This window comes from Cloacibacillus porcorum (assembly GCF_001701045.1).
GTDB classification, from domain to species: Bacteria; Synergistota; Synergistia; order Synergistales; family Synergistaceae; genus Cloacibacillus; species Cloacibacillus porcorum.
Genome location: NZ_CP016757.1, coordinates 2,585,069 through 2,597,908 on the forward strand (window position 1 = coordinate 2,585,069; position 12,840 = coordinate 2,597,908).

A 12,840-nucleotide genomic window follows, 5' to 3' on the forward strand; every position below is an offset into this window, starting at 1 on the left:
ATCCCTGCTGCAGTAGTCATCGTCTTATTCTAGACCACAGGCAGACTGACATCCGTCACCTACACCGATGTAGTCAGTGCACTTTATCTCCACTCCATGTTGGTCGCCGTACCGTTTCTGTTGATGAAAAGCGTCGGCTTAGGAGAGCTGGTAAGCAACACTCACAAAGAACTGATGTCCTTCAGCGACGGGTCAAGTTCTATCGATGTCCTAGGCTACATGATAGCCATCCCAGGTGTAAATAAAAAGATGGTTTATCGGAAACGTCAATATTATTTATATATTCTTACGCAAGAATTCTCATCGCTAGAGGGCGTTACAGCTATTAAATATCATCTTCCAAAGCTTATCTTCATCAACGGAGAGCACGATGCGTGCAGACTGTGCCCCTCTGGGGGCGCCTCCTTTGAAGGCCAGCGTCTGTCCGTAAGAGAGAGAATAGTCATCGTTGACGTCGACCGGCAGGGTGATCTCCTCCGTAATTACCGTTGGGTCGATGATTATCGCGGAGACGATCGTGTCCCATATATAGGTGACATAATCCGGCTCTGTTTTGAATTTTTCATAGCGGAAATTACGGTGCACCATTTCAAGGAAGACGGGATTTTTTATATTCTCTTCCGTTTCGGCATATCTCTTGGCGGAAAGCTTCACCTTTTCGCAGACGTCGAGAGGCACGATTATCTGCTCTTTAAAAGGACTTCTGAGGGCGATCTTTGCCGCCTCCGGGTCGAACCAGCAGTTAAATTCCGCGGCAGGCGTCACATTGCCCTCCTGAAAGAAGGCGCCGCCCATATAGACGACACGTTTTACGAGAGGAACTATCTCCGGCGCTTTACGTACCGCCTCGGCGATGTTGCCGCAGGGACCGATCGCCGCTATTGTCACCCTGCCTGGATATTTCTTCACCTGCTCAATGATAAAATCTGCCGCGTGTTCTCCGAGCGGGGCGGACTGAGGTTCAAGCCTATAGGTATTCTTATAGACGGCACGCCATGATTCGGGCCTGGGATATCCTCCCGCTCCCTGCCAGTTGTCACGCCCGAAACCGAAGAGCTCGCGTTCCTCCTTCATATTGGCGAGACGGCCGCCGCGAAGCGGGTGATTAACTCCCATTGCTACCGGTATCGTCTCCGCCCTGCCTATTCCCTCCAGCTGGCGAAGAGCAAAGGCGGTCCCCTCCTCCACCCAGGTATTGCCCGCCACAACGCTGACGCCAAGCAGTTCTACTTTGGGCGACAGGGCCAACATCGCCATCGCCATTCCGTCGTCATATATCTCCACCATGTCGGAGTCCAGGATAACCAGCTCTTTTTCCACACACGTAACGCCAGCTGCCGCCGTCTTTGTAAAAAAAGCAATGATAAATAGGATACATAAGAAATCTAAAATATGATTATTACCGTAAATCATTAATCTCCACCCGCCTCATCTTTTTCCTACGATATTATACACTCAGCAGATGGCCGTTTAACTTTTAATTATCCAGTAATAACCGGATCTGTGTATTTATTTAGCAAGATTTCTACAGGCTATAATGCCTGCCAATCTTTTCCAGTGAATCCCGCCACGGCAGATAGGCGGAGGTTGCTATCATCTCGTTCCACGCAAGTTCATTCATGCCGCCGGGCGTGGCGGCTGCCGACATAAACGCCTCAATATCCTCGCTGCACTCCTGCCGCATCAGCATCGAAAGCGCTTCGTTCATATAGCAGGTATAGTCAATGGCGTTTTTGAAATCCAGCCCCTTTGTCATGCACCACCGGACAATCTCACCCACAAGTCCATAATATGGAACCATCACTCCCGTGACTGAGGCCAGCACCTCAAGATCCTTCTCCGTCCTCACCTTCACTACGGTCCCCAAAAGAGAGAGCAGCCTCTCGCATAGCGCATCGTCACCGAAGAAAACTACCGGGCCGGTACGCTTAGCAGCAAAGGGAAGCGGCACCGCCCTAACCACGCTCTTTGCCGGAGAAAACCATGGTACGACCTTCAAGAGCTTGGTGCCCGCCGCGATATGAATTATGTGATTTTGCTCCCTGAAATTCAGCGATGGCGCAACCCGTTCAAGAACGTCAGGAAGAAGCGTGGGAAATACGACCTCCGCATTGTTGAGCAGCTCCTGGTTGGAGGCCGCGACGACGATCTTTGTGGGAAATTCCTCTTTCAGCGAGCGTGTTCTTTCCGCATCAATGTCAAAAACATGGACAACGCCCTGAAATTCCGGCGACGCACACAGTCCTCTGGCCAAAGCCGTGGCAATTCCTCCAGTTCCAATAAACCCAGCGTCAACATTTACCGACATAGTGATCCTCCCTCTCGTGACCATTTTCGCAGCTTTGCAAAATGGTATTATCTTCTAGTAGATATATAGATTATATTTCTTTTTATTATATTTTCAAGAAATTTTTTCTTCTTTTTACATCAAAGCAATTATAAAAGATTCACAACATGAATGATTTTAAATGTATATATTGATATCTTTAATCAATGGAGCTAGAATCTATTTATGTCAACATATTCCTTAACGAAGCGGGAGAAAAAGGCCGATGGAGCTAAAAAATATCAACACCTTTCTTCGTGTGGCCGAACTCAACAGCTTTACGAAAGCAGCTAACGAGCTTGGCTATTCACAATCGACGGTCACGATCCAGATAAAGCAGCTCGAGAGCGAGCTCGGCTTTATGCTTTTTGACCGTATAGGGCGAAGCGTCTCTCTGACTCCCAAAGGCGAGGAGTTCATCTGCTACGCCAACGAATTTCTACACCTGGAGGCCAGAACGATGTCTCTGCGAGACACCGCCGGCTCCGTCACCGGCACGTTGCGGCTTGGGGTGCTGGAATCTCTGTTTATCTGGAAGATAGCGGACCTGCTGCCGCAATATCACAGTATGTATCCGGAGGTAAAGATCGAGATAAAATCAGCGACCGGCGCGGCCCTCTATCGAATGCTGCGGCAGAACGAGCTGGACATCATCTATCTTTTGGACAGCGTCATCTATCATAAGGACTGCATACGTGCCTGTACATCGCCAGTAAGCATGAACTTCGTGACAAGCCCCGCCAACCCGCTTTGCGCCGCAGGCAGCATTTCGCTGGCGGAGATCGCCCAAGAGCCGCTGATTCTCACGGAACGTGACGCGATATACCGGCAGGAGCTTGACCATGAGGCGGCCAAAAATGATATTGAGTTGGTTCCCATACTGGAGATCGATAACTTGGAGGTCGTGCTGCGCCTTTTGAAGAGGGGTATGGGAGTATCCTTCATTCCCGACTATGTCCTCCACGAAAGCATCGCCAGAGGAGAGCTCTCCGTGCTGAACGTAAGATACGACGCAATAAATCTGTGGAGCCAGCTAGTCTATCATAAAAATAAGTTCGTCACCCCGCAAATGCAGGCCTTCATCAGACTGATACAGGACTCATCCGCTCCCAAGTAAGGAGCGGATGGCAATCTTACAGCCTTTTTACGAAGTTATAATCTTTGTAGACGAACATGTCGGCAGTAAGGACGTTCCGCTCGTATTCTTCCAGCATCCCCTTTATTTTGTCCGGATGCTTTCTGTACATAGCGACCATCAGCGCATGGATCATCGTCAGCGCCGAAGCGTTCGCGTCCGCGAGAATCACATACTTCTGCGGCGTTATGAGGGTCAGCTGAGACAGCGGGACAATCGGCGATAGCTTGCTGTCGGTGACTCCTATTATTGGCACCCTCTTTTCGGCAAGTATCCCCGTTATCTTCTGCACTTCACTTGAATAACGTGGATAGCTGAAGACGAGCGCGGCTGACTTCGGGCCGGCGGCACCCAGCAATGAGATAAACGACATGTCCACCTGCCGCACTATATGTACATTATCACGGAAAGCACACATGAAATTAAAGGCGTACAGTGTCAGAAAATAATGGATTGGCCCACCGACGAGAAGCAGATGGTCGCATTCGGAAAGCATGGTTACCGCTTTGTCAAAAGTATCTGGGTCGATATTGTTCAGCGTTTCCTTCATCAGTTCTATCTCCATATCGAAGATCCGGCGGTAGATCAGGCCATTGGCCTCGGAATAGGGCTCCTGTCGAAACTGGATTCCCTTGCCGGTTATCGTCTCCTTGCGCAGTTCCAGCAAAAATTCTGAAAAGCTGTTGAAACCCAGCGTGTAGACAAAGCGAGTAAGCGTGGCTTCGCTGACGCCAGCCTCTCTGGCTATCTGTGGTGCGTTCATGAGAGCCACATCGGAGATGTTATCAAGAATGAATTTTCCCAATAGATTCTGCTTTTTGCTCAATGTGGCTGAGATAGATAAAATTTTTTCGCTGATACTCATTTACAGTCATTCACCCTTAAATGTTATTAAAAATTCTGATAATCCATTACATATAAATGATACTGTGGCCCATCTTTGAAGTCAATAAGAAATGCCGCTTTCTTAAAATCAATGATGAAAGAAAACGGCACTTTGTTTTTTGATATGAATATCTTATCCGATGCGGACTACAGCGTTTTTCAGCCGCTTAAGCGGAACAATTTTATCTTCGATCTCCTCCCGCCGCGGCGGAAAAATCTCAGGAAACGGCACCGGCCTGCCTAAATTACGGTATGTCTCCAAGCCAAGCCGGTGGTACGGCAAAATTTCTATAGCCAGCAAATTCCTGAGCCCTGAGCAGAAATATGCCAGCATCTCAAAGTTTTCAACATCGTCGTTCACAGTCGGGATGAAGGGTACTCTGATGGTCAGCTTTGTTTTGCCCGAACTGTCGATCCGCACAATGTTGTCCAGGACCAGAGCATTGCCCGCGCCGGTGTAACTTTCGTGCTTCACCGGGTCCATTATCTTAACATCAATGAATATGCTGGAAAGGTAATCCAACATTGGGGCGAGGACACCCCACTTAGCAAAAGCGCAGCTTTCCATGGCGGCATCTATTCCAAAACCGTGGCATCTCTTGAGGATATCCATGACAAAGTCCGGCTGCGACAGGACTTCACCACCGCTCAGAGTGACGCCTCCTCCGTGGTGAAAAAAGACGTCGTCTTTTACAATCTCCTCCATAAGCTCATCCGAAGACATCTCCCTGCCGTATATCCGAACCGCGCTGCGGGTACAGGCGGTTTTACAGCGGCCACAGCCGGCGCATCCAAGTGGCTCCGCAGAGACGCCGTCCACAGCATCGAAATGGATCAACCCGTGCAGACAGGCCTTGGCGCACTCGCCACACTTTATGCAGAGGGAGCGTAAAAAACCTACCTCATAAGACGCGCTCTGCGATTCCGGCGTTGAGCACCATTCACACCGGAGCGGACATCCTTTAAGGAATACCACCGTCCTCAGCCCCGCGCCGTCTTTATTTGAAGAACGCTCTATACGCAGGACCTTCCCCATAACAGTCATAGGAGCCTTTGTTCCGCCTTCTAAGCCACATTGGCAATGGTAGTTCTGGCAATGATATCGTCCTGAACGTTCTTATCAAGCTCCACAAAGAAGGCCGTATAACCGGCCACCCGCACAAGCAGCCCCTTATAATTTTCGGGATGCCTCTGGGCGTCAAGAAGTTTTTCCTGATCCACAACGTTGAACTGTACATGGAATACTCCCAGCGAGCAGAGCCCTTTCAGCAGGCTCATCATTGCGGCAACGCCATCCTCGCTGTCAAGGAAATCCGGCATAATCTTCATGTTCAGCAGGGTACCCTGCATAAAACGGTCATGAGGTATCTTTGATATTGACTTGAGTATCGCGGTAGGCCCCTCCATATCCGTGCCGCACATAGGACTCAGACCGTCGCTGAGCGGCTTCCAGGCGACGCGCCCCGAAGGCAGCGCGCCAACCTCAAGACCGAATGGAGTGTTGCCGGATACGGGCAGGATACCTGGACTCATCGTTCCCCTGTGGCTCTTATAACTTTCGATCTCGTCGGCGATATAGGTGAACAGCTCCGCACCCATCCTGTCAACCCAGCCGATATCGTTGCCATACTTCGGGGCGTCAAGGCAGAGCTTATGTATCTCCGGCTCATTCGCAAAGTTATCGGCCATGGCGCCAAGCAACCGGCGCATGGAAAGCTTCTTTTCATCAAAGACGAGAGTCTTTACCGCCGCGAGGCTGTTTATGAGGTCCGCGACACCGATCATGTCGATACCGTTCCCAACATGATACTTGGCGCCGCCATCCGCATAGTCAACTGCGTTCTCCACACATTCGCGGTGCGTCAGCGAAAGGGTAGGTACAGGCCTTCTTTTACTGACATAGTCAACGATATGGCTTCCCTTAACAATACATCTGATACCATAATTTATCTGCTCTTTGACGGCAGCCTCGAATTCATCATAGGTCTCGAATTTCGTCGGGTCTCCAGTCTCCAACGAGACAAACCTACCATATTTCCTGGAGGATCCGTTAAGCAGAGCAAGCTCCACCATCGAACCAAGGTTGAGATCCGCAAAGGCGGTAAAGCCGCACATCTTACCCTCAAGATTCGTCTCCACACAGCCACAGGGATTCCAGTTATAGGCTTCACGCAGCGGCACCCCCTTGTTCATCATCATTGCCGTACCCACCTCATCGCAATGGAAGGCGGGGAAACCTGTGCCAAGCTTGATGAGCTCCACAACCTTCTTAAGAAAACTGTTGGGATTCTTAGCCATACTGTAGCGGACGGAGAGAGAGGGCTGATAGAGCTGCACATCCATCGTCGCCTGTAGCAGCATGTAAGAGAGGTCATTCACCGCGTCGCCGCCGGTATGATCGACACCGCCCGCGCAGATATTCTGGAACATCGGGTAACCGGCGGAAAACTGAGCGGAGATACAGTCCTGAAATAGACAGGGCTCCGAGAGTTTGACCCACAGGCAATCCAGCAGCTCTTGCGCCTTTTCTTCGGTGATCCTGCCAGCCTCCAGATCCGCATTGTAGAAGGGGTAGAGATATTGGTCCATCCTGCCCATATTGTAACTGGCTGCGTTCTGCTCCATCACGATCACAATGTGGTAGAGATAGGCAGACTGGACAGCCTCATAAAAGCTATCAGCCGGATATGCCGGTACCTTCGCACATATCCGCGATATCTCCAGCAGTTCCGCCCTCCTCTCCGCGTCTTCCTCAGTCGCTGCGAGGCGCGCAGCCTCAGCGGAATAGCGTTCGGCAAGCGCGATCACACCTTCAGCTGTGGCCAGAAGAGCTTTGTAGTAGATCTCTTTTTCATAATCACCTGGAATCGTGGTATCGAGAACCGCCATTTTCTCTTTTATGCGTCTGCAAATGGATAGTATTCCCTCGTTTATGACGTCGGTATAACCGGCGGTAACCTCTCCCCAGCCTCGGACAAACTTGCGGTCAATGAAGATCGCGCCGTTATCCTTAAGATTTCTTACATCCTCCGGTATCTGCGCGACCCACTCCTCAAAAATCGAGCGCCCCTCCCAGAATGGTTTTATCTCTCTGAGAAATATCTCCTTCTCCGCCTCTGAAATAAAGAAGGGATCGTAACTCCTTGTGCTTATCGTTTCAAGCTCCTGGTCAAGTACGGACCAGCAGCTGTCGGCGGAGACGATGCCGCCGCGGATTTTGCTGCCGGAGCACCCCACGATCAGTTCCTTCGGCCATATCGTAACGCTTTTATTCTCACACTGATATTTGACGCCCTTCGCCTTACGTAAAACCCAGGGCTGACCACCTGTACTTTTAAAACTCTTTGTCAGCAGTACCGCCGGCTCAAGGTCAACCTCGGGGCGGATTGCGATCACCCTGTTTTTAAGATATTCTATTCGTTTCATATATTCTTTCTCCATTGCATATTCCTCCTGCTCATTTCTTGTTTAATTTCTTCATCAAAGACGTTGTTTTTTATCAAAACCACCTTGTCTATATTGAAAACATTTTTTAACATTAATGACACTCCTATGAGGCATTTACACACCTGTCACCTTTAAGAGAAGCCCATTTTCTTCACGCCGAATTTATAAAACAGCCCATATACCGGTATTGTCCTAGTTACCAAGTACTAGCCGCGGCAGCCATAGTGCCAGGTCTGGAAAATAGGTGACTGCTATTAGAGTAGGCAGCCAGCATGTAACTAATAAGATCATATTTGGCTTCAGCATCGCCGACAGCGGTGTTTTTGTAACCTGAATACCGAAATAGAGCGCTGGGGCGGTGGGGGGTGTCAGCAAGCCAATCGCCACATTTACGCCCATTATCGCAGCAAAATGTATCGGGTCTACGCCAAAACTCTGCACTACCGGCAGCAGGATCGGCGTTCCCAAAAGGAGGCAGCTTGTATCGTCCATTATCATACCCATAATAAGGATCACAATATTGACACCCAGCAGGATTATCGTCTTATCATCGGAAAAACTTCTCAGGAAATCTGAGATCATCCCCGGCATATCCTCCATTATGTATATACGGCTCAGCATCATGACACAGAATATCATTACCATGATCACACCTGTGGTCGAAGCCGTCTCCACAAATGTGTGATAAAGCTTCTTCATCGTTAATTGCTTATAGATGAAAAATCCAACCGGCACGGAATAAATTATCGCAATCGCGGCAGCCTCAGTAGGAGTAAACGTTCCGCTGTATATACCTCCGAGGACTATCACCGGCATCAGAAGCGCGGGTACAGCGGCAAAGGTATCGTCCTTTGCCATTTTTATAAAGTTTCTCGCCGGCATCTTAGGACGTACCTTTATGTTGGGATCGTTCCTCATGATGATCAGACTGACTATGGAAAGCATGATGACCAGCATTATTCCTGGCCCGACGGTGGCCAGGAAACAGGCGAGAAGCGGCTGCCGCCCGGCCCATGAATAAAGTATCATGTGGGCGCTTGGAGGTATGAGCAGCCCCAGAGGACAGGCGCTCGTAAGCAGCGTGGCAACGTAAGCCTTAGGGTATCCGGACTCTTCAAAACGCGGAAGCATGATGCTACTTATACACGAGAGAGTCGCAAGACTACTCCCAGCTATCGACCCAAAAGCCGCGCAGGCAACTACGGCGACAATCGCAAGGCCTCCCTTTATACGTCCGACAAAGATTCCAACAAAGTTAACGAGACATTTGCCAATACCTCTTCGCTCCATAACCAGACCAACCGCAATAAAGAGCGGCACGCAAAGCAGCACCAGCGAATTACAGACGCTGTATCCATATTTCATGAGGAAGCTGTCCTCATAACCTATCGAATGTATCAGGAAAAGAGCCGCCAATACAAAGACATAGGGGAGATACATCCCTATAAGCAGGCCTAAGATTATCACCAATATCGCAAACGGAAGCATAGCTACAACTCTCCTTTCGCAGGCGATGACTCGTTGACAGGCGTCGTTATCTCTTCAAGGAACTGTACTATTACATAGAGCGCCATCAGTACAAAACCGGCAGTGACCGCACTCATCGACGTCATCAGAGGAAGTCCCCATGCAGACGTCGTCGGCCAAATTTTGAACCCGTTGATTACATAGGCAACAGAGAGGTGTACCGTCTCTATCGCGACAAGGGATTGCAGCAGATTTGCGAAGATGCGAAGGTACCTTTTCCCTCTCGGTGGAAGTAGTCTTTCCAGAATATCTGCCCTGACATGCTCGCGTTTTTCCATCGCGTATGAACTTCCAATGAAGTACATCCAAAATGCCGATATCATCACGATCTCGTCGTATCCAAAGAGATCCACTCTAAGCACATAGCGGCAGACGACGACCGCGCCAAGTATCCCTATCATCATACAGCTCGTGAGAAAAAGAATTATTTCCTGTACTTTTAAAAGCCCCCGCCAAAACAGTGAGGCTCTTAATTTATCCAAACAATGTCTTACTGTCCTCTGCATTGTGATTATCACCATCCGTTTCCTGTCCGGCACCTGTTCGGCAAGAGACTGACTGAACAGATACCGGACATTTCTATAGTTTCTTCAGCTATTTGCCCGACAGTTTCTTCTGATTGCTGATCACAGCTTCTTCAAGCATTTTAAGGGTGTCTTTACCGTAAACGTTGGCATACTTCGGCCATACTTTAGCCCTGACTTCCGCGCTGCGCTTTATACATTCTTCGGTGGAGTACTTAATGACCTTTACGCCATGTTCCTCAAGTTTCTTCTCGTATTTTTCCTCGATGGTTCTGGCTACTGGGACCCATTTTTTCAGCTGTACCGCTATGCATTCCTGGACGATTTTGCGGTTTTTCTCTCCAAAGGACTCCCATAGGTCCTTGTTGATAATCAGCCACCCCGGCGTCGATCCCATGTTATTGGCGTCAAAGCATTTGATCATGTCCCGAGCCTGCAGATAGGCGTCCTCCGCGGGAATATTTGACGCTCCGTCTATCTGTCCAGTTTGGATGGCACTGAAAACCTCGGCATAATCCATCGTTACGGTGTTATACCCCATCACGCCCGCCATATCTCTTACAGACGGCATCGCCGGTACCCTCAAGGAGATATTCTTTTTTTCATTATTTTTGACATTTTGCGGGATTTTACTGAGAATAAATCCTATTCTGGGGTCAACCCAGCCACCGAGGCTCACAAAACCAGCCTCATTAGAGTATTGCTCAATGAGTTTGCAAAATGGAGAATTGGAATCAAGAAACATAAGCTCATATTCCGGGAATCCGTTGGTGCATAACCCGGGAAGGTTTCCTATATCGAGTTTCGGGTGATATCTTTTTGTCAGCCACGTAAAAGAAGCGTCGATAGTACCAGCTCTAACTTCTTCTATCGAATCTTCATACGTGCAGAGCTGTCCTGAAGGAAAAACTTTAAAATCTATCTCTCCGTCTGTCTTTTCTTTTATCATCTTTGTTAACTCTTCAAGCGCCTGGCTTGTATAACTGTCTGCCGGATATGGTGCGTAAAATTTTAAGCGTCTTTTTGCATAAGCAGCATCACAATTTATGGTTAATATTACAAAAGAGACAATAAACACACTGATAATTACTACGATATTTTTAGTATTACACTTCACAAAAAGCACCTCCTGTTTTTACTAACAAAACCTTCCTACTTCCAGACTCAGAGATAGCGCAACAACACGCACACGCTCAAAAACGCAAGTACGATAGAATCTTACCGGACACCCCCTTATGCAATTGTAAAAATTCATTGAACATTCGCTATTAATGATACTATCACAACGAAATTATTTTTTCAATATTTTTTTTATAAAATTATTTACTTATAATTTTGTATATACACTATATAATTGTCATTTACCATAAAAAATAGGCATAAAGAGAGATCCAGCCACGAAACTTATCGTGGCTGGATCTGATTTACATTAAAAACAAAGAATATATCTATAAATTGACGCATAAATGGACAGCTAATATACAATACTTAGGAAAAAGCAATCAAACGATATAATGCGCCCCCACCGACTCTTTTCTTGCCAGCGCGGCCTTTGCCACCGCTTCGGCGCTTGCGGTGAGTCCGGGCATTTCCAGAGCCAGAAGGCGCTCCTGCGGGGTCTCCGCCTTTAGCTTCTCTTTTTTGATACTTTCTATATATAGAAGGAAATCCGATATTTCGTCCGCGCGGCGGATGGGGCCGATCGACTGCCAGGCTTTTCTTTGCAGCTCTCTGCGGATTTCGGCGACGGGGCGGCCGTCCGCGGAAAGAAGCTCACCCGCCTCTCTTGCGGGAAATTCTTTCGGCATCTCATGCGGATGTTTGGCCGCCGCGCGGCCCGCACGCAGTCCGAAGGTCACGATGTGCGCGAGCGCGTTTCCGCCCATACGGTTCGCGCCGTCGATGCCGCCGGTCACTTCGCCGCAGGCGTAAAGTCCCTCCACACCGGTCTCGCCGCTGGTTCCGATCTCGACGCCGCCGCAGAAATAGTGTTCCAGCGGCGCGATGCGCAGCGGCTCTTTGCGTCCCATAAAAAATTCCCGCGGCAGCGTGAGTGCGTAGAGAAATCCGGGGTCGTCCCACAGCGCCGCAGGCGTCTCCTCAATGTGGGCGAAGACCCCGCCTTCGCGGTCTTTACGCGCGAGCAGCAGCGAGAGTTTGTCACGGGCAAAGTAGTTGCACTCTTTGCCGTCCTTCACGCCCCACTCGCGGTAGGCATCGGGAAGAAATTCCCTTCCCTCCGCGTCAGTGACGCGGATGAAATCTCCGAGAGTGGTGTCCGCCATCCACATGGGAAAGTTCTCCTGCGCCCAGCCGACAGGATAGAACTGAACGAATTCCATATCCCGCAGTTTAAGTCCCGCGGCAAGCGCGAGCGCGTAGCCGTCGCCGGTCATGCGTTCTGGGTTGTCGGTATGGCTGTAGATGCGTCCGGCTCCCCCGGTAGCGAGTACTACGGCGTCCGCCGGGAGCGCGAGGCTCCGTCTGCCGCGCCAGTTCGTTACGGAGACTCCGCGGGCACGTCCTCCGCAGGTAAATATCTCGCGTGCGACGGACCATTCAATAAACTTGACGCCACACTCTTTCGCGATCCGCACCAGCTGCTCCACGAGTCCGCTGCCGCCCATGAGCTCGTTCTTCGCGGTGGCGCGGGCGCTCGCGCGTCCTTTTTGAAATTCGAGCGTCACGCCCAAGGAGGCGATCTCTTCAAGCGCGGCGCAGCTCTCTTCGGTCAGCGTTTCAAGCAGGGCGCGGTCGTTGAGACGGTATCCCGTCTTTAAGAGTTTCTCGTACTGATCCCGAGGCGAAACGCCGCCGCAGGCCAGAGAAAAAAGTCCCGCGGAATAGGCCGTACAGGAGGCGACGGCCGCGGCCGTCTTGGATATGACCATAACGTCGGCTCCCGCGCGGCGCGCGGCGATCGCCGCGGTAAGACCTGCGCCGCCGCTGCCTATTATCACAACATTCGCCATCAGCCGTCTCTCCCTTCGTCCATT

The 12,840-nt window shown here is 50.0% G+C and carries 10 protein-coding genes; 1 reads left to right on the plus strand and 9 read right to left on the minus strand.

Annotated features, from left to right (window positions below; translation table 11 throughout):
* Positions 1 to 306 precede the first annotated feature (306 nt).
* Both BED41_RS11800 and BED41_RS11805 read right to left on the minus strand, forming a co-directional pair.
* Positions 307 to 1,320, minus strand: a complete 1,014-nt coding sequence (locus BED41_RS11800) for a nucleoside hydrolase (protein WP_168160266.1) — start codon at positions 1,318 to 1,320, stop codon at positions 307 to 309.
* Positions 1,321 to 1,525: 205 nt separating this feature from the next.
* Positions 1,526 to 2,308 (minus strand): NAD(P)-binding domain-containing protein, encoded by a 783-nt coding sequence (locus BED41_RS11805; RefSeq protein WP_168160267.1) that lies wholly within the window; start codon positions 2,306 to 2,308, stop codon positions 1,526 to 1,528.
* A gap of 244 nt (positions 2,309 to 2,552) precedes the next feature.
* Here BED41_RS11805 and BED41_RS11810 point away from each other — a divergent pair, with 244 nt between their 5' ends.
* A complete protein-coding gene (locus BED41_RS11810) occupies positions 2,553 to 3,443 on the plus strand; it encodes a LysR family transcriptional regulator (protein ID WP_066746507.1) in 891 nt (296 codons plus the stop codon).
* A gap of 16 nt (positions 3,444 to 3,459) precedes the next feature.
* On the opposite strand, the gene BED41_RS11815 is transcribed toward BED41_RS11810, so the two are convergent.
* The 7 genes from BED41_RS11815 to BED41_RS11845 form a co-directional block, all read right to left on the minus strand.
* Positions 3,460 to 4,326: a MurR/RpiR family transcriptional regulator gene (locus BED41_RS11815; protein WP_084002436.1), complete on the minus strand. Its 867-nt coding sequence runs from the start codon at positions 4,324 to 4,326 to the stop codon at positions 3,460 to 3,462.
* A 153-nt stretch (positions 4,327 to 4,479) separates the two neighbouring features.
* Positions 4,480 to 5,391 (minus strand): glycyl-radical enzyme activating protein, encoded by a 912-nt coding sequence (locus tag BED41_RS11820; RefSeq protein ID WP_066746513.1) that lies wholly within the window; start codon positions 5,389 to 5,391, stop codon positions 4,480 to 4,482.
* Positions 5,392 to 5,411: 20 nt separating this feature from the next.
* Positions 5,412 to 7,787, minus strand: a complete 2,376-nt coding sequence (locus tag BED41_RS11825) for a glycyl radical protein (RefSeq protein WP_066746516.1) — start codon at positions 7,785 to 7,787, stop codon at positions 5,412 to 5,414.
* Positions 7,788 to 7,985: 198 nt separating this feature from the next.
* Positions 7,986 to 9,281, minus strand: a complete 1,296-nt coding sequence (locus BED41_RS11830) for a TRAP transporter large permease (protein WP_066746518.1) — start codon at positions 9,279 to 9,281, stop codon at positions 7,986 to 7,988.
* Positions 9,282 to 9,283: 2 nt separating this feature from the next.
* The gene (locus BED41_RS11835; protein ID WP_168160268.1) at positions 9,284 to 9,724 is read right to left on the minus strand and encodes a TRAP transporter small permease; all 441 of its coding nucleotides are present in this window, start codon (positions 9,722 to 9,724) and stop codon (positions 9,284 to 9,286) included.
* 190 nt (positions 9,725 to 9,914) lie between these two features.
* Entirely contained in the window at positions 9,915 to 10,961 is a 1,047-nt protein-coding gene (gene dctP, locus BED41_RS11840; protein WP_066746524.1) for a TRAP transporter substrate-binding protein DctP, read from the minus strand.
* Positions 10,962 to 11,346: 385 nt separating this feature from the next.
* Positions 11,347 to 12,816 carry an FAD-dependent oxidoreductase gene (locus BED41_RS11845; RefSeq protein ID WP_066746528.1) on the minus strand — a complete coding sequence of 490 codons (1,470 nt, stop codon included), beginning with the start codon at positions 12,814 to 12,816 and terminating at the stop codon, positions 11,347 to 11,349.
* Positions 12,817 to 12,840: the final 24 nt, after the last annotated feature.

What these genes read in the sequence shown, in the direction of transcription:
- BED41_RS11830 (WP_066746518.1), bottom strand. Translation starts at nt 9,281, where the DNA reads ATGCTTCCGTTTGCGATATTGGTGATAATCTTAGGCCTGCTTATAGGG.
- BED41_RS11835 (WP_168160268.1), bottom strand. Translation starts at nt 9,724, where the DNA reads ATGATGATAGGGATACTTGGCGCGGTCGTCGTCTGCCGCTATGTGCTT.
- BED41_RS11820 (WP_066746513.1), bottom strand. Translation starts at nt 5,391, where the DNA reads ATGACTGTTATGGGGAAGGTCCTGCGTATAGAGCGTTCTTCAAATAAA.
- BED41_RS11805 (WP_168160267.1), bottom strand. Translation starts at nt 2,308, where the DNA reads ATGTCGGTAAATGTTGACGCTGGGTTTATTGGAACTGGAGGAATTGCC.
- BED41_RS11845 (WP_066746528.1), bottom strand. Translation starts at nt 12,816, where the DNA reads ATGGCGAATGTTGTGATAATAGGCAGCGGCGGCGCAGGTCTTACCGCG.
- BED41_RS11825 (WP_066746516.1), bottom strand. Translation starts at nt 7,787, where the DNA reads ATGGAGAAAGAATATATGAAACGAATAGAATATCTTAAAAACAGGGTG.
- BED41_RS11810 (WP_066746507.1), top strand. Translation starts at nt 2,553, where the DNA reads ATGGAGCTAAAAAATATCAACACCTTTCTTCGTGTGGCCGAACTCAAC.
- BED41_RS11815 (WP_084002436.1), bottom strand. Translation starts at nt 4,326, where the DNA reads ATGAGTATCAGCGAAAAAATTTTATCTATCTCAGCCACATTGAGCAAA.